General features: G+C 70.1%; 14 protein-coding genes and 1 pseudogene. 3 read left to right on the forward strand and 12 right to left on the reverse strand.

Annotated features, from left to right (window positions below):
• Window positions 1-234 precede the first annotated feature (234 nt).
• From amcA to Acy02nite_RS33510, 5 genes are all read right to left on the reverse strand, one after another.
• On the reverse strand, window positions 235-462 hold the full coding sequence (amcA, locus tag Acy02nite_RS33490) for a multiple cyclophane-containing RiPP AmcA (RefSeq protein WP_203749849.1): 228 nt from the start codon (window positions 460-462) through the stop codon (window positions 235-237).
• Window positions 431-1,534, reverse strand: coding sequence for a cyclophane-forming radical SAM peptide maturase AmcB (gene amcB, locus Acy02nite_RS33495; protein ID WP_307872300.1), 1,104 nt, complete (start codon window positions 1,532-1,534; stop codon window positions 431-433). Before amcB ends, amcA begins: the two co-directional genes overlap by 32 nt.
• Window positions 1,535-1,770: 236 nt before the next feature.
• On the reverse strand, window positions 1,771-2,919 hold the full coding sequence (gene purM / locus Acy02nite_RS33500; protein ID WP_203749869.1) for a phosphoribosylformylglycinamidine cyclo-ligase: 1,149 nt from the start codon (window positions 2,917-2,919) through the stop codon (window positions 1,771-1,773).
• A gap of 36 nt (window positions 2,920-2,955) precedes the next feature.
• Window positions 2,956-4,548, reverse strand: a complete 1,593-nt coding sequence (gene purF, locus Acy02nite_RS33505) for an amidophosphoribosyltransferase (RefSeq protein ID WP_203749872.1) — start codon at window positions 4,546-4,548, stop codon at window positions 2,956-2,958.
• 121 nt (window positions 4,549-4,669) lie between these two features.
• Window positions 4,670-5,032, reverse strand: a complete 363-nt coding sequence (locus Acy02nite_RS33510; protein ID WP_203749875.1) for a sterol carrier family protein — start codon at window positions 5,030-5,032, stop codon at window positions 4,670-4,672.
• Window positions 5,033-5,185: 153 nt separating this feature from the next.
• Here Acy02nite_RS33510 and Acy02nite_RS33515 point away from each other — a divergent pair, with 153 nt between their 5' ends.
• Window positions 5,186-7,006 carry a carboxypeptidase-like regulatory domain-containing protein gene (locus tag Acy02nite_RS33515; protein ID WP_203749878.1) on the forward strand — a complete coding sequence of 607 codons (1,821 nt, stop codon included), beginning with the start codon at window positions 5,186-5,188 and terminating at the stop codon, window positions 7,004-7,006.
• A 91-nt stretch (window positions 7,007-7,097) separates the two neighbouring features.
• On the opposite strand, the gene purL is transcribed toward Acy02nite_RS33515, so the two are convergent.
• From purL to Acy02nite_RS33545, 6 genes and pseudogenes are all read right to left on the reverse strand, one after another.
• Window positions 7,098-9,572, reverse strand: coding sequence for a phosphoribosylformylglycinamidine synthase subunit PurL (gene purL, locus Acy02nite_RS33520; protein ID WP_425548066.1), 2,475 nt, complete (start codon window positions 9,570-9,572; stop codon window positions 7,098-7,100).
• Window positions 9,573-9,595: 23 nt separating this feature from the next.
• Entirely contained in the window at window positions 9,596-10,306 is a 711-nt protein-coding gene (gene purQ, locus Acy02nite_RS33525) for a phosphoribosylformylglycinamidine synthase subunit PurQ (protein WP_203750022.1), read from the reverse strand.
• A complete protein-coding gene (gene purS, locus Acy02nite_RS33530; protein ID WP_203749896.1) occupies window positions 10,303-10,554 on the reverse strand; it encodes a phosphoribosylformylglycinamidine synthase subunit PurS in 252 nt (83 codons plus the stop codon). The genes purQ and purS overlap by 4 nt, the downstream gene beginning before the upstream one ends.
• A gap of 62 nt (window positions 10,555-10,616) precedes the next feature.
• A complete protein-coding gene (gene purB, locus Acy02nite_RS33535; protein ID WP_203749910.1) occupies window positions 10,617-12,038 on the reverse strand; it encodes an adenylosuccinate lyase in 1,422 nt (473 codons plus the stop codon).
• Window positions 12,035-12,697: pseudogene (locus tag Acy02nite_RS33540) on the reverse strand (MFS transporter); the annotation flags it as partial. The gene purB and the pseudogene Acy02nite_RS33540, both read right to left, overlap by 4 nt.
• Before the next feature lie 48 nt (window positions 12,698-12,745).
• On the reverse strand, window positions 12,746-13,183 hold the full coding sequence (locus tag Acy02nite_RS33545) for a helix-turn-helix domain-containing protein (protein ID WP_203749916.1): 438 nt from the start codon (window positions 13,181-13,183) through the stop codon (window positions 12,746-12,748).
• 131 nt (window positions 13,184-13,314) lie between these two features.
• On the opposite strand from Acy02nite_RS33545, the gene Acy02nite_RS33550 reads away from it, so the two are divergent.
• The gene (locus tag Acy02nite_RS33550; RefSeq protein ID WP_203749919.1) at window positions 13,315-13,764 is read left to right on the forward strand and encodes an SCP2 sterol-binding domain-containing protein; all 450 of its coding nucleotides are present in this window, start codon (window positions 13,315-13,317) and stop codon (window positions 13,762-13,764) included.
• Window positions 13,765-14,105: 341 nt separating this feature from the next.
• Here the strand turns inward: Acy02nite_RS33550 and purD are convergent, their stop codons facing one another.
• Window positions 14,106-15,347, reverse strand: coding sequence for a phosphoribosylamine--glycine ligase (gene purD / locus Acy02nite_RS33555; RefSeq protein ID WP_203749921.1), 1,242 nt, complete (start codon window positions 15,345-15,347; stop codon window positions 14,106-14,108).
• 80 nt (window positions 15,348-15,427) lie between these two features.
• On the opposite strand from purD, the gene Acy02nite_RS33560 reads away from it, so the two are divergent.
• Window positions 15,428-16,717: an adenylosuccinate synthase gene (locus Acy02nite_RS33560; protein ID WP_203749924.1), complete on the forward strand. Its 1,290-nt coding sequence runs from the start codon at window positions 15,428-15,430 to the stop codon at window positions 16,715-16,717.
• Window positions 16,718-16,720: the final 3 nt, after the last annotated feature.

The raw sequence follows: 16,720 nt of genomic DNA on the forward strand, positions 1-16,720 counted from the left end.
TGTGGCCTGGTTGCGGCCTGCCGGGTGTCTCTCGCCCGCCCAAGCCCCGGCCACGCCTCCGTGCGGCCTGGATGGGCGCGACTCGGACGCTGCTTGTCGGATGTCTCGGCTGGCGATGAACCGCACTCGTTCCGGCGCGGCGTTTTCGTGCGTGAGCTTCGGCCGTGCGCCGTCCCGTATACGACCGCTGCTCGCGGTCCCTTTCCGGGCAGGTTCGCCGGCCGGGCCCGCGACTCAGCGTGGCCGGTTGTTCCAGTTGTAGAACGTCGGGATGTTCTCGAAGTGGTTCCAGGCGCACACCGCCGAGCCGCTGTCGGCCGACACCTGCTCCGCACGCTGCCGCCGGGCCGTCTCCGCCTCGGCGATGAGCGAGGCCAGCCCGTCCCGGGTGTCGTGCACCCGGGTCGTCACCGGATCCGTCTCCACACCGTCAGACGGCCGTGGGCTCGTGATCTCGGGCATGATCCAGCACTCCTTCCAGTAGGCGAATCTTGCTGTTCCGGCAGTGGTCCGTCTCGGTGACGTCGAACCTGCCGTGTTCGAAGTAGCGGTTGGCCGCGTGAGCGCCGCCACAGAACCCGAAGTAGGGACAGCTCTCCCGGCACGCCTCGACACCGCGCAGGAATTCGCCGATCCACGGGGTGTCCGCCGCGCCCGCGAGGATTTCCCGCAACGGCGTGGTGAGCACGTTGCCGCTGGTGAAGTCGCCGTAGCGGGGGTCGTGGAAGCCCGCCAGCTCGGGCGAGAGCAGCACCACCGAGCCGTCGTGCGCGATCGTCGGGATCGGATCGAGCCGCCTCGGCAGCAGACTGTCGGCGGTGCCGTCGAGGACCGCCCCCACATACCGCAACGACCACTCCACCTCGCGCAGGTGGATGCTGGGCGCCCGGCGCCAGGCACTGACGAGCTCGGCCCAGAACGCGCTGACCGCGGACGGGTCGTGCCGGTTCAGCCGCAGGTTGACGCCCTCCTGCTCCTCGACGTTGATGCCGAGCACCTCGCAGCCCAGGCCGAGAAAGTACTCGTACAGCTCGGTGGCCACGCCGGGCCGCGGGTCGGACACCACGCACAGGGTGGAGAACGGGATCCCGTGCCGCCGAAGCGCTTCGATGCCCTTGGCGATCAGGTCGTAGGCCGGTTTGCCGCCCCGGTCCACCCGCTCGCCGTTGCGCTCGGGCGGCCCGTCGACGCTCACGCTGACCCGGACGTCGTGCGCGACGAAGAACTCGCACCAGGCGTCGTCGATCAGCGTCGCGTTCGTCTGGACGTGATGCTCCACGCCGGGGCCGAACGGGGCGAAGAGCGCGGCCAGGTGGTCGGCGCCGGCCGCGAGCGGCTCACCGCCGTGCCAGACCACCGAGAAGCGACCGGCCCTCGCGAAATCGGCGATCTCGGCGGCCACCGCTTCGGCGACGGCGACCGGCATCTTCCGGTTCTCCCGGCGGAACGGCAGGTAACAGTAGTTGCAGGCCAGGTTGCACAGAGTAGTCGGCTGCATGACGACGTAACCCGGCTCCGCCGAGATGCCCCGCATCCCGCTCCACGTGCCCGTCATCGCGCACCTCCGTCCGGCACCCATGGCACAGGGCCAGGCTAGGCCTCGCGGTCCAGACGAACCTCGCCACTCAATGCGAAAGATCCGTATGTGCCGGACATCGGCACACACGGATCATTTCACGTTCGGCCTGTGGTGAACCAGGCTCACCGTCGTGCGGTGATGGATCGGCGCGAGTTCACTCACGCCGTGATCACAGGAACCGTCACTCTGGGTCAGCCCCGGGTGTACGAACCCATCATCTGCACCTGGCCGGTGCCCTCCAGCACCTCGCCGACCTGCCACGCCTCGACACCACGGCCGGCCAGGTAGGCCATCGCGCGGTCGGCGTCGTCAGGGGAGACGACGGCGAACATGCCGACGCCCATGTTGAACGTCGACTCCATCTCCGAGTCCTCGATCCGGCCCTTGGCCTGGATCAGGTCGAAGATGGGCTGCGGGCGCCACGTCGAGCGATCGACCACGGCGTCCATCGTGCTGGGCAGCACCCGGTTCAGGTTGCCGGGGATGCCGCCGCCGGTGACGTGCGAGAACGCCCGGACGTCGGTCTCCTCGATCAGGCCCAGGCAGTCCTTGGCGTAGATCTTGGTCGGGGTCAGCAGTTCCTCGCCCAGGGTGCGCGAGGTGCCGAAGTCTTCGACAACGGTGTCCAGGCGCATCCGGCCGGCGCCCAGCAGCACGTGGCGGACCAGGGAGTAACCGTTCGAGTGCAGGCCCGACGAGCGCATCGCGATCACCGCGTCGCCCAGCTCGACCCGCTCCTTGCCGAGGATCTCGCTCTCCTCGACGACGCCGACCCCGGTGGCGGACACGTCGTACTCGTCCGGGCGCAGCACGCCCGGGTGCTCGGCGGTCTCGCCACCGAGCAGAGCACAGCCCGCATACCGGCAGCCGTCCGCGATGCCGGCGCCGATCTCGGCGATCTTGTCCGGCACGACCTCGCCACAGGCGATGTAGTCGAGCAGGAACAGCGGCTCGGCGCCGCAGGCCACCAGGTCGTCGACGACCATGGCGACCAGGTCGATACCGATCGTGTCGTGGATGTCGAGCTGCTGGGCGATGACCAGCTTGGTGCCGACGCCGTCGGTCGACGAGGCCAGGATCGGGCTCTTGTACTTCGCGGTGTTGAGCCGGAACAGGCCGGAGAAGCCGCCCAGGTCACCCATGACCTCGGGCCGGGTGGTCCTCTTCACCTTCGACTTGAGCAGCTCGACCGCCCGGTCGCCGGCGTCGATCGAGACACCCGCCGCCGCATACGTCGCGGAGCGCTTGCGCGGCCCGCGGCCGGCGCCCGCCGTCCACGGCTGTCGGTCGCCGCCCTCAGCGCCGTTCGATCCGGCACTGCGCTCGGACACGTGCGTCACGGTTCTCCCCTTAGCGGTTTCTGCGAACTAGAAAGGTCACGGGTGATGCAGCGCCGAGGCGCCACCCGGGCTGGCCACGAGCGGCGCCGGTGCCGCGTGGTCATCGCCGTGCTCGCGGGCCTCGTAGTCGGCCTCGAGCTCGGTGACAGCGGCCTCGTTCGCCTTCTCGGCGGCGCGGCGGCCGACACCCTCCAGCACGTGCTTGCCGATCAGGTCGGCGGCCGGGAGCTCGATCGGGTACTCCCCGTCGAAGCAGGCCATGCAGAGCCGGCTCTTCGGCTGCTCCGTGGCCTGGATCAGGTTGTCCAGCGAGACGTAGCCCAGGCTGTCGGCGCCGATCGAGCGGCGGATGCCGTCGATCTCCAGACCGTTCGCGATCAGCTCGGCCCGGGTGGCGAAGTCGATGCCGTAGAAGCACGGCCACTTCACCGGCGGCGACGAGATCCGGACGTGGACCTCCAGGGCGCCGGCCTCGCGCAGCATCCGGATCTGGGCGCGCTGGGTGTTGCCCCGGACGATCGAGTCGTCGATCACGACGATCCGCTTGCCCCGGACGACCTCGCGCAGTGGGTTGAGCTTCAGCCGGATGCCGAGCTGACGGATGGTCTGCGAGGGCTGGATGAAGGTGCGGCCGACATACGCGTTCTTCATGAAGCCGGCGCTGTACGGAATGCCGGAGGCCTCCGCATAACCGATCGCGGCCGGGATGCCGGACTCCGGGACGCCGATCACCAGGTCGGCCTCGACCGGGTGCTCCTTGGCGAGCTTGCGGCCGACCTCGACACGAGCCGCGTAGATGTTGCGGCCGGCGATCGTGGTGTCCGGGCGGGCCAGGTACACATACTCGAAGAGGCAGCCCTTGGGCTCCGGGGCGGCGAACCGCGAGGAACGCAGGCCGTGCTCGTCGATCGCGATGATCTCGCCGGGCTCGACCTCACGGACGAAGCTGGCACCGGTGATGTCCAGCGCCGCGGTCTCGCTCGCGACGACCCAGCCGTTCTCCATCCGGCCGAGGACGAGCGGGCGGACACCCTGCGCGTCCCGGGCGGCGTAAAGCGTGTGCTCGTCCATGAAGACGAAGCTGAAGGCGCCGCGCAGCGTGGGCAGCACCTCCATGGCGGCGGCCTCGACGGAGAGGTCGGGGCGCCCGGCCAGCAGGGTGGTGACCAGCATCGTGTCCGACGTGGCGTCGCCCACCTCGAGGCCGCGGTCGGCGACCTCCTTGGCGAGCTCGGCGGTGTTCACCAGGTTGCCGTTGTGGGCCAGCGCGATGGTCGTGCCGGCCGTGGTGGCGCGGATCGTGGGCTGCGCGTTCTCCCAGTTCGACCCGCCGGTCGTCGAGTAGCGCGCGTGGCCGATCGCCAGGTGGCCGCGCAGGCTTGCCAGGGTGGGCTCGTCGAAGACCTGGGAGACCAGGCCCACGTCCTTGTAGACCACGACGCCGGACCCGTCGCTCACCGCGATGCCGGCGGCTTCCTGGCCCCGGTGCTGCAGTGCGTAGAGCCCGAAGTACGTGAGTTTGGCGACCTCTTCCTCGGGGGCCCAGACACCGAAGACGCCACAGGCATCCTGGGGGCCGCGTTCCTGGGGGTCGAGATCGTCGGTCAGTAGGCCGTCGCCTCGGGGCACCTGTCGCTCCCTCATGTCGGTTCGCACGAACTGCTCGAAGCGCTGACCACCGGTGGTCTGCCCGAACTCCGCTCGCTCCGATCGCCCAGTGTACGCGAGCCCGGAGACACCCGGCCCGGGCTCATTCCGGGGTCAGCGGCAGGTACTCGCTCAGATCGGTGCGGATCCCGCTGGCCCGCAGGCGCCCGTCCCGGACCGCTTGCGCCCACTCCAGGCGGCCGGTGGCCACGAGCAGCCAGGTCATCGGATCCGTCTCGACCACATTGGGCGGTGTGCCGCGGGTGTGCCGGGGACCGGGGACGCACTGAATCGCACCGAAAGGTGGAATTCGTACCTCCACCGAACGGCCAGGCGCTCGGCGGGACAACTCGGTCAGCAGTGCCCGGACCGCGTCACGCAGCACCGTCCGGTCAGGTTCGTCCCCTCGGTCCAGCGCGTCCAGCGCCGCGGCCACCGAGTCGGATTTATTGTGCGCAGACGACATGTCGGGACGATACGACGCGGTTTACCGACAACGGCACACCGCCCTGGGTCGCGCAAAAGGCATGCGACAAGGCATAGTTGCCGACGGCGTACAAGTCGCGAGAGATCTGCCGGGGAAGTAACCGCAGACCACGCGACACGGAAGGCGGTGGATGTGACAACGCACCTACGTGGCCGGGCTGCCCAGGCCGGTGCGTTCCTGGCGCTGGTCGTCGGCATGGTGGCCGGCGTTCAGACGGCTGCCCTGGCAGCCGACCCCTCTGCCAAGTTCACGGACGCGCCACAGCAGGCTGACCCTGGGGCTACTGTAACCGTTTCATACACGGCTAGTAACCCCGCGGGCGCCACCGACACTCCCCCGGGCCAGCCGATCACCATCAAGGTCAGCGCTGGTGGCGGCGCGGTCTGCGTGCAGTGCGGCACCAACACGGTCCCGCCCGGCACGGAGGACGGCGGCGACTTCTCCGCGCAGATCCGGATGCCGGCTGTCGGCACCGGGCTGAAGGCGCAGGCCACGATCACGCTCTCGATCAACGGAAACCCGGCCGACTCCAAGACCATCACGGTCAAGGGCGCGGAGGCTCCGAAGACCGTGCGGCAGGTCTCCGGCAAGGTCAAGGACGGCGAGGGCAAAGCCGTCCCGGGCGCGCAGGTCGGCATCCAAGACAGCCAGGGCCACTCGTACCCGACGACCTCTGGCGGCGACGGTGGTTTCGCCTTCACGTCGTCGGACGCGGCGCCGATCGCCGCCGGCAAGATCACCGTCGGTGCGAAGCTGGACGGTTACAAGTCCACCCTGGTCACCACCACCGGCACGGCCGGCAAGAGCGTGAGCGTGTCGCTGGTGTTGAAGTCCCTCGCCGTAGCGAGCGCGTCGCCCTCGCCGAGCACGGCGACCAGCGCCCCGCCCAGCTCCGAGGCGACCGACGAGGCCACTGACGAGGCGACCGACGAAGCGCCGGCCAACCCCGGAAACACGCAGGCGGCCACGACGAACACCTCTGACGACGGCGGCAGCTCCTGGCTGCTGATCGTGATGGGCGGCCTGCTCGTCGCCGGTGGTGTCGGCGCGATGGTCCTGGTCTGGATGCGCCGGAAGAACGCCGCGAAGAACGATGACTCGCCGGGCAGCGGCGGCTTCGGCGGCGGCCCGAGCGGCAGCCCCACCGGCCCCGGCCAGTTCGGCGGTGCCGACCCCACCCGGGTGGCCGCGCCGGTCGGCGCCGGCCGCAACGACGCGACGATGGTCGCGGGCGCCGGGATGGGCGGCATGGGCGGCGGCATGGCCGGTGGCCTGAGCGACGCGCCCACGATGATCCACCGCCCGCCGGTCGAGGACGAGTTCCCCGACCCCTACGGTGCTCCGATGCCCCCGCAGGGCGGCTTCCTCGGCACGGGCAACAACAGCCAGTGGGAAACCCCGGCCGGCGGCGCGACCAGCGTCTACGGCGCTCAGGACAACGGGTACGGCGCCGCGACCGGCGGCTACGACCAGGGTCAGCAGGCGGGCCAGGGCCAGCAGCGCTACGACGAGCACACCAGCATGTACCAGCCGGACAACGGCGGGTATGACGAGCAGGCTGGCTACGGCGGCTACGACCAGGGTGGCTACGGCGCCCAGGGCTACGACCAGCAGCAGGGCGCCTACGGCAACCAGCAGGCCGGTTACGACCAGGGCGGCTACGGCACCCAGGGCTACGACCAGCAGGCCGGTTACGACCAGCACGGCGCGGCGTACGGCGGCCAGCAGCAGCCCGCCGGTTACGACCAGGGCGGCTACGGTGCCCCGGGTTACGACCAGCCGGCCGGCTACGACCAGCACGGCGCGGCATACGGCGGTCAGCAGCAGCCCGGTTACGAGCAGCAGCAGCAGGGCGGCTACGGCAACCAGCAGGCCGGCTACGACCCGCGCGGCGGGGCCTATGGGCAGCAGCACCCCGACCCTGCGCGGCGCAACCGCGAATGGGAAGAGTGATCTGAGCCAACGAGAAGGGCCCCGCGCATCGCGCGGGGCCCTTCTTCATGGGCCGGCCCGGGGAATGGATCCCCGGGCCGGCTCGTAGCGCTTACGGCAGGTCAGGCTCCTGAGCCTTCGGCTCGATCAGCTCCAGCGTCACCGACCGGATCTGGGGCACCTCGGCCTCGCCGGCCGGAGCCGGAGCGGCAGCAACCGGAGCCGGAGCGGCCTCGGCGGCCGGCTCCTCGGTGGGCAGCCCGGCGAAGGACGGCCCGCCGAACAGCTTCGGCAGGGTCTCCGACCAGGCAGTCCGCAGCTCGTCCAGCGGGATCGAGAACTGGCCGGTCACCTCGAGCGTCGCCGCCTCGGTGGTGACCCCGATCCGGGCGCACGGGACGCCCAGCTCGGCCGCCAGCGCCACGAACGCCTGCTCGTGGCCCTGCGGCACGGACACCAGGGCGCGCCCCGCCGACTCGCTGAACAGCTGGACGAAGGCGGACTCGATGGTCACCGAGGCGCCCGTCCCGTAGCGCAGGCAGCTCTCCACCAGGACCTGCGCCAGGCCACCGTCGGAAAGGTCGTGCGCCGCACTGACCAGGCCGGTCTGCGAGACGCGCTCCATCAGCTTGCCGAGGGTCTGCTCGGCCGCCAGGTCGACCTTGGGCGGACGGCCGCCGAGGTGGCCGTGGGTCACCCAGGCCCACTCGGAGCCGGACAGCTCCTCGCGGGTCTCGCCGAGCAGGTAGAGCGACTCGCCGGCGGACTTGAAGCCCATCGGGACGCGCCGGGTGACGTCGTCGAACAGACCCATCACGCCGACCACCGGGGTCGGGTGGATCGCCGCGGCGCCGGTCTGGTTGTAGAAGCTGACGTTGCCGCCGGTCACCGGGGTGCCCAGCTGCTGGCAGCCGTCCGCCAGACCCTGCACGGCCTGGGCGAACTGCCACATCACGGCCGGGTCCTCGGGCGAGCCGAAGTTCAGGCAGTCGGTCACGGCGATCGGCTGGGCGCCGGTGACGGCGACGTTCCGGTACGCCTCGGCCAGCGCGAGCTTGGCACCCTCGTACGGGTCGAGCCGCGCGAACCGCCCGTTGCCGTCGACCGACAGCGCCACGCCGAGGTTCGTCTGCTCGTCGAGCCGCAGCACGCCGGAGTCCTCCGGCTGGGCCAGCACGGTGTTGCCGAGCACGTACCGGTCGTACTGCTCGGTCACCCAGGTCTTGTCGCACAGGTTCGGCGAGGCGGCCATCCGCAGCACGGTCTCGCGCAGCTCGTCACCGGTCGACGGGCGCGGCAGGGTCTCCGCCCGGTCGGCCTGCAACAGGATCAGGTCGGACGGCTCCCGCAGCGGACGCTCGTAGACCGGCCCGTCGTCGGCGAGCGAGCCGGGCGGCACGTCCACCACGACGTGGTCGTTCCACGTGATCAGCAGGCGACCGGGCGTGCCGTCCTCGGCACGCGGGGTGACCTCACCGATCGCGGTGGCCCAGACGCCCCACTTCTCGGCGACCTTGAGGACCGCGGCCAGGTTCTCCGGCGTGACGATCAGGAGCATGCGCTCCTGGGACTCGCTGGCCAGGATCTCGGTCGGCGACATCGAGGCCTCGCGCAGCGGGACCCGCTCCAGCCAGACCCGCATGCCGGTGCCGGCCGCCGCGGCGGTTTCGGTGAGCGCGCAGGTCAGGCCGGCGCCGCCGAGGTCCTGGATGCCGGTGACCAGGCCGGCGTCGTACAGCTCCAGGCAGCTCTCGATCAGCAGCTTCTCCATGAAGGGGTCGCCGACCTGCACCGACGGGCGGCGCTGCTCGGCCTCCTCGTCGAAGGTGGCCGACGCCAGCACGGAGACGCCGCCGATGCCGTCACGGCCGGTGCGGGCGCCGAGGAGGACGACGATGTTGCCGGTGCCGGTCGCCTCCTTCTTCTGCAGCCGCTCGACCGGTAGGACACCGATCGACAGGGCGTTGACCAGCGGGTTGCCCTGGTAGCACGGGTCGAAGACGATCTCGCCGCCGATGTTGGGCAGACCCAGGCAGTTGCCGTAACCCCCGATGCCGGCGACCACGCCGGGCAGCACGCGGGCGGTGTCCGGGTGGTCGTGGGCGCCGAAGCGCAGCGGGTCCATCACCGCGATCGGGCGTGCGCCCATCGCCAGGATGTCGCGCACGATGCCGCCGATGCCGGTGGCCGCGCCCTGGTAGGGCTCCACGTAGCTGGGGTGGTTGTGCGACTCGACCTTGAACGTCACCGCGAGGTCGTCGGAGACCTGGACGACGCCCGCGTTCTCGCCGATGCCGGCCAGCATCCGGGTGTTCTTCGGAACCTTGGCGACGAACTCGCGCAGGTGCACCTTGCTCGACTTGTACGAGCAGTGCTCACTCCACATGATCGAGTACATCGCGAGCTCGGACGCGGTCGGCCGCCGGCCGAGGATGTCCTTGATCTTCGCGTACTCGTCGTCCTTGAGACCGAGATCCGCGTACGGCTGGAGGTCGTCGGAGGACTGCTCGGCCCGCTGCACCGTGTCCGGACTGTCGGCGAAGCCCTCGGCCAGGACGTCGGTCGCGGCGAAGGCGGTCTCCGAGATAGCCGGCCCAGTCTGTTGCTGCGTCACTGCTGTCCCCCTGCTTGCGAGCCGGCCGCGGACGACCCCGCCAGGGCCCGCAGGACGGAGGTGAAGAAGCCGAGGCCGTCGAGCGACGGGCCGGTCAGCGCCTCCACGGCGTGTTCCGGGTGCGGCATGATGCCGACGACGTTGCCGGCCTCGTTGGTGATTCCGGCGATGTCACGCTGCGAGCCGTTCGGGTTGCCGTTGATGTAACGCGCGATCACCCGGCCCTCGGCTTCGAGCCTGTCGAGGGTGGCCGGGTCGGCGACGTAGCAACCCTCGCCGTTCTTCACCGGGATCAGGATTTCCTGGCCGGGCGTGAAGCCGTTGGTCCAGGCGGTGTTCGTCGCCTCGACCTTGAGCCACTGGTCCCGGTTACGGAAGTGCAGGTGCTGGTTCCGGGTCAGCGCGCCGGGCAGCAGGTGCGCCTCGCAGAGGACCTGGAAACCGTTGCAGATGCCCAGCACGGGCAGGCCGCCACGGGCCGCGTCGATGATCGACTCCATGACCGGAGCGAATCGCGCGATGGCGCCGCAGCGCAGATAGTCGCCGTACGAGAAGCCGCCGGGCAGGACCACGGCGTCGACCCCGTGCAGATCCGGGTCGCCGTGCCAGAGACGAACCGCCTCGGCGCCGGCAAGCCGGGCGGCGCGGGCGGCGTCCCCGTCGTCCAATGATCCGGGGAAGGTGACCACACCGATCCGCATGGTCAGGCAACCTCCGCCGCGTCGGCGACCCGGACCGTGTAGTCCTCGATCACCGGGTTGGCGAGCAGCTTGTCGGCGATCTCACGAGCCCGATCGAGGTCGGGTTCGCCATCGAATTCGATCTCGATCCGACGGCCGATGCGAACTGAGGAGACATCGTTGACGCCGAGCCGAGGCAGCGCATTCGCCACTGCCTGACCCTGCGGATCCAGGATCTCCGGCTTGAGCATGACGTCGACCACGACGCGAGCCACGGGCACTCCTGACTGATAGGTGTAAGCATGAAGGAGACTACCTGGTCAACTGTTCGGCCAGTTCAAAGGATGGGAGCGGGGGTGTAACCGGCGGCCGACGGGTGACGCTCCACAACCTCGGCGACACGCTCGGCAACCGCGCGCACCTGAGCCGGCGCGGCACCCACGAAGGCGGCCCGGTCGGCGACGAGAGTGTCGATCTCGGCCCGGGTCAGCCGCAGCCGCCCGTCCTCGGCGAGCCGGTCGAACAGGTCGTTGACGGCCACGCCCTTCTCCCGCATGGCCAGCGCCACGGCGACCGCGTGCTCCTTGATCACCTCGTGCGCGACCTCCCGGCCGACGCCCTTGCGGACCGCCGCGACGAGCAGCTTGGTGGTGGTCAGGAACGGCAGGAAGCGATCCAGCTCACGGGCGATCACGGCCGGGTACGCCCCGAACTCGTCGAGCACCGTGAGGAACGTCTGGAACAGACCGTCGGTGGCGAAGAACGCGTCCGGCAGGGCCACCCGGCGCACCACCGAGCAGGAGACGTCACCCTCGTTCCACTGGTCACCGGCCAGCTCGCCGACCATCGACAGGTAACCCCGGACGATCACGGCCAAGCCGTTGACCCGCTCGGACGAGCGCGTGTTCATCTTGTGCGGCATCGCCGACGAGCCGACCTGGCCCGGCTTGAAGCCCTCGGTGACCAGCTCCTGCCCGACCATCAGGCGGATCGTGGTGGCCAGCGAGGACGGGCCCGCGACGATCTGGGCCAGGGCGGACACCACGTCGAAGTCGATCGAGCGCGGGTAGACCTGGCCGACGCTGTTCAGCACCCGGTTGAAGCCGAGGTGCTCGGCGACCTTGGCCTCCAGCGACGCCAGTTTCTCCGCGTCGCCGTCGAGCAGGTCGAGCTGGTCCGCGGCGGTGCCGACCGGGCCCTTGATGCCCCGCAACGGGTACCGGCCGATCAGGTCGTCCAGACGCTCGTACGCGATGAGCAGCTCCTCGGCCGCCGAGGCGAAACGCTTGCCCAGCGTCGTCGCCTGCGCCGCGACGTTGTGCGAACGGCCGGTCAGCACCAGGTCGGAGTGCTCGACCGCGAGCGCCGCGAGCCGGGCCAGGGTCGCGACGACGCGCGCCCGGATCAGCTCCAGCGACGCCCGGACCTGCAACTGCTCGACGTTCTCGGTGAGGTCGCGGGAGGTCATTCCCTTGTGGATCTGCTCGAAGCCGGCAAGCTCGGAGAACTCCTCGATGCGCGCCTTGACGTCGTGCCGGGTGACCCGCTCGCGGGCCGCGATGGAGGCCAGGTCGACCTGGTCGAGCACCGACTCGTACGCCTCGACGGCGCCCTCGGGAACCGAGACGCCGAGGTCACGCTGGGCCTTCAGGACCGCCAGCCACAGCCGGCGCTCCATCCGGATCTTCTCCTCCGGCGACCAGAGAGTGACGAGTTCAGCGGAGGCGTAACGGGTGGCAAGCACGTTCGGGATGGTCACGGCACCGATTCTTCCATGTGCCCCGGCTCCGCCCTCGGCAGCCGGTGACGCAGGGTGCGGACGTCCGAGCTGCTCAACATTCCGACAAGACCGGCCACCAGGACGGCCGCGGTGCCGAGCAGGGTGGGCTGCAGGCCGAACCGGTCCGCGATCGGCCCGACCGCCATCTCACCGATCGGGACGGCGATGAACGAACCGACCATGTCGTACGAGTAGACGCGGGCCAGCCGGTCGGCCGGGATGTGCTCCTGCATCGTCGTCTCCCAGGCCACGCTGAACTGCTCCAGCCCGACGCCGGCCAGGAAAGCGGCACAGGCCAGCGGGATCAGCCGCGGGGTGAGACCGAGAATGATCAGCGGGCCCGCCATCGTGAAGAGCGCGAGGGCGCCGTACCGCAGGAAGCGCCGCACCCGCAGCCGCATGGCGAGCAAGCCGCCGGTGATCATGCCGGCCGTCTGGGCCGCGAGCACCAGCCCCCAGGACTGCCGGCCGATGGTGACGTCGGCGAGCGCCGGCGCGAGCACGTGCGTGGCGCCCGCCCAGGCGAGATTCGTCACGCAGGCGGCGACCACCACGACCCAGAGCCAGGTGTGCGAGCGGAACTCGGACCAGCCGGTGCGCAGTTCGCCCAGCACGCCCGCACGCGGTGGAGGCGTTGCCGAACGCGTCCACCGCCCTCCCGGCCACGAGCAGGCGGAACGCGCGCGTCATCCGGCTTCCGCGTCGAAGAGGGCGACCGTGGCGCTCGCGCGGATCGTTCCGGGCTCGCCGGGTGGGCGCGCGGCGTCGTGCAGGTCGCGCAGCGCGGCGGCGATCCGCTCCCGGACGTCCTGCCAGGTCGCAGGGTCCACCCACACCTCGAATCCGGCTTGCTCCGGCACGGAGTCCTTCGTCGTCACGTAGCGATATCTCTTCGCCAGCCCGCCGCGGATCTTCTCCTCGGGGCCCGCGGTGATCACGCCGCCGGCGAGCAGGTTCCGCAGGTGATAGCTGGCGTTGGCATGGGTGATCCCGAGCTCCCGGGCGATTTCCGCGGCGGTCAGCTCAGCGCCGCTGAGCAGGGACAACATCCTCAATCGGACCGGGTGCGCGAGGGCGCGCAACGCCGCCTGGCCGCCCGCCCCGGCATCCTCCGCCAAAGACATGTTGGGGAGTCTATGGCCGGCCGGGTCGACCGTCCAACAGTTGTTGGAGAGTGGCAGACTGCACGAAAAGGCGGCATTCTCGCTAAGGTTACCGGCGAGTAGGTTCGACGTTCATTCCGAAAGGTCCACTGATGACTGAATTCAGCCCCGAGTCGCTCTCCTCGATCGGCCCGAAGGAGTTCGCTCAGCTCGTCAAGTCCACCCCGGACTCCAAGATCGCTGAAGTCATGGCGTCGGACTCGCGGACGAAGATCCTCGACGAGGTCTTCAACCGGATGCCGTCGCTGTTCCGCGCGGAGAAGGCCGGCGACGCGCAGGCCGTCATCCACTGGATCATCACGGGGCCGAACGGCGCCTCCAACACCTACGAGACCGTGATCGAGAACGGTCAGTGCACCGTCACCACGACGCCGGTCCGTGAGCCGAAGCTGGCGATGACCATGGACGCGGTCACGTTCCTCAAGGTCGTCGCGGGCGACGGCAACCCGATGATGCTGTTCATGACCGGCAAGATCAAGGCGAAGGGCGACCTGGCGCTGGCCGCCAGCATCGCGAAGCTCTTCGACATCCCCAAGGCCTGATCAGGTCCGCTTCGGCGAAGGGTGTGCGGTTCGGTCGCGGTTCTCCGCGCCAGGCCGCACACCCTTTTCTCGTACGAGGTTGTCGGCGCCCGTCCGCAGGCGACGCGCCGACTGCCCCTGCGTGCCCGCGCGACGTGGCGGACGGCCGGGCCCGCAGCGCGCCTCCGGGTTTCCGGCTGGTTCTCATGGTCGTTATCCGGGCCGGATAACGACCATGAGAACCAGCCGGGACGGTGACGCGCGCTGGGGCCGGGACCAGATGCGGAGGTCGCGCGGGCACGCACAGGCAGTCGGCGCGTCGCCTGGGAGCGGGCGCCGAGAACTACGTACCGAAGCGGGCCTTAGATCTTGATCTCCTGGTTGAGCGCGCGCAGCGCGATGTCGGTGCGGAACTGGGCGCCCGGCAGGGAGACCCCCCGCACGAGCGTGTAGGCGGCCTCGCGTGCGGACGCGAGATCAGAACCGGTCGCGGTGACGCTGAGGACGCGGCCGCCGGCGGAGATCAGCTCGCCCGCGGAGTTGCGCGCGGTGCCGGCGTGGATCACGCCCGGGACCTCGGCGCCGGTGATCACGTCGCCGGTGCGCGGCGTGCCCGGGTAGTTGTGGCTGGCGATGACGATCGTGATCGCGGCACCGTCGTGCCAGCGCAGCGGAGGGTGCTCGGCGAGCGTGCCGGTCGCGGCGGCCTTGAGCAGCCCGGCCAGCGGCGTGGCCAGCAGCGCGAGCACGACCTGCGTCTCGGGGTCACCGAACCGCGCGTTGAACTCGATGACCTTGGGGCCGTCGGGCGTGAGGGCGAGACCGACGTAGAGCAGGCCGGCGAACGGGGTGCCACGGCGGCGCATCTCGGCGAGGGTCGGCTCGACGGTCTCGCGCAGCACCCGCTCGGTCAGGTCGGCCGGCGCCCAGTCGAGCGGGGCGTAGGCGCCCATGCCGCCCGTGTTCGGGCCCTCGTCGTTGTCCTCGAGACGCTTGAAGTCCTGCGCCGGCATCAGCGGCGCGACCGCGGTGCCGTCGGTGACCACGAAGAGCGACACCTCGGGGCCGGGGAGGAACTCCTCGATGACGACCTTGCCGCACTCCCCGGCGTGCTTGATCGCGACCTCTCGGTCGTTCGTGACCACCACGCCCTTGCCCGCGGCCAGGCCGTCATTCTTCACGACATAGGGGGCGCCGAACTCGTCCAGGGCCGAGGCGACCTCGGCTGCCGACTCACACGCGAACGAGCGCGCGGTCGGAACGCCGGCCGCGTCCATGACCTCGTTGGCGAACGCCTTGGAGCCCTCCAACTGCGCGGCCGCGGCGGACGGGCCGAAACAGGCGATGCCCTTGGCGCGCACCGCGTCGGCCACCCCCGCCACCAGCGGCGCCTCCGGGCCGATCACGACCAGGTCGGCGCTCAGCTCGACGGCGAGGGCGGCGACCGCTGCGGGATCGGTGGCGGTCACCGGATGCAGCTCCGCCACCTGGGCTATTCCGGGGTTGCCCGGCGCGGCGGCCAGGAACTCGACGGACGGGTCGGCAGCAAGGCCGACGGCAAGCGCGTGCTCGCGCCCACCGGAGCCGATCAGAAGTACGCGCACGACTGCTCATCCTAGTTCGCGTAAACTTCGGCAGTACCCGGGCTCCTCCAGGTACACCTTGGGGAAAGGCATACCTAAAAGTGCCGGTGATCGTGTTGATCGGCGCCCAGTGGGGCGACGAGGGCAAGGGCAAAGCCACGGACCTGCTGGGTGACCGGCTCGACTACGTGGTCAAGTTCAACGGTGGCAACAATGCGGGCCACACCGTCGTCATCGACGGCGAGAAGTACGCACTCCACCTCCTCCCGAGCGGGATCCTCTCCTCGAACGTCATTCCGGTGATCGGCAACGGCGTCGTCGTCGACCTGAACGTGCTGTTCCAGGAGATCGACGGCCTGGAGGCCCGCGGCATCGACACGTCCCGGCTGCGGATCAGTGCGAACGCGCACGTCATCGCGTCGTACAACCGCTCGCTGGACAAGGTCTCGGAACGGTTCCTGGGTTCCCGCCGGATCGGCACCACCGGGCGCGGCATCGGCCCGACCTACGCCGACAAGATGAACCGGGTCGGCATCCGCGTGCAGGACCTCTTCGACGAGTCGATCCTGCGGCAGAAGGTGACCGCGGCCCTGCTCTTCAAGAACCAGGTGCTGTCGAAGATCTACAACCGCAGCGCGGTCAAGGTCGAGGAGGTCGTGCAGGAGCTGCTCTCCTACGTCGACCGGCTCCGGCCCTACGTGGCGGACACCGCTCTAGAGCTGTCCCAGGCGCTCGACAACGAGAAGGTCGTGCTCTGCGAGGCCGGCCAGGCCACGCTGCTCGACGTCGACCACGGCACCTACCCGTTCGTGACCAGCTCGAACGCGACGGCCGGCGGGGCCTGCACCGGCTCCGGCATCCCGCCGACGCGGATCGACCGGGTCGTGGCGGTGCTCAAGGCGTTCACCAGCCGCGTCGGCGAGGGTCCGTTCCCGACCGAGCTGCACGACAAGTGGGGCGACTACCTGCGCGAGGTCGGCCACGAGTATGGGACGACCACCGGCCGCCCGCGCCGCATCGGCTGGCTGGACCTGGTGATCGGCCGCTACGCGCAGCGGATCAACGGGGTCACCGACTTCGCGATGACCAAGCTGGACAACTACGACGGCCTGGACGAGATCCCGGTCTGCGTGGCCTATGACGTGAACGGCGTCCGTCACGACGAGATGCCGATCAACCAGACCGATTTCCACCACGCCAAGCCGATCTACGAGACGCTGCCCGGCTGGAAGCAGGACATCTCCGGCTGCCGCAAGTTCGAGGATCTGCCCGTCGAGGCGCAGGCGTTCGTCGAGTTCGTCGAGGCCCGGGTCGGCGCGCGGATCTCCATCGTCGGTGTCGGCCCGGGCCGCGAGGCGGTCATCGAGCGGCACTCGGTGCTGGGCGGCTGAGGC

Source organism: Actinoplanes cyaneus, from assembly GCF_016862095.1.
In the GTDB taxonomy this organism is placed as follows: domain Bacteria; phylum Actinomycetota; class Actinomycetes; order Mycobacteriales; family Micromonosporaceae; genus Actinoplanes; species Actinoplanes cyaneus.

Coding starts and splice junctions, on each gene's coding strand:
- amcA (WP_203749849.1), bottom strand. CDS start 462: ATGCCCGAGATCACGAGCCCACGGCCGTCTGACGGTGTGGAGACGGAT.
- amcB (WP_307872300.1), bottom strand. CDS start 1,534: ATGCGGGGCATCTCGGCGGAGCCGGGTTACGTCGTCATGCAGCCGACT.
- Acy02nite_RS33510 (WP_203749875.1), bottom strand. CDS start 5,032: ATGTCGTCTGCGCACAATAAATCCGACTCGGTGGCCGCGGCGCTGGAC.
- Acy02nite_RS33545 (WP_203749916.1), bottom strand. CDS start 13,183: ATGTCTTTGGCGGAGGATGCCGGGGCGGGCGGCCAGGCGGCGTTGCGC.
- Acy02nite_RS33550 (WP_203749919.1), top strand. CDS start 13,315: ATGACTGAATTCAGCCCCGAGTCGCTCTCCTCGATCGGCCCGAAGGAG.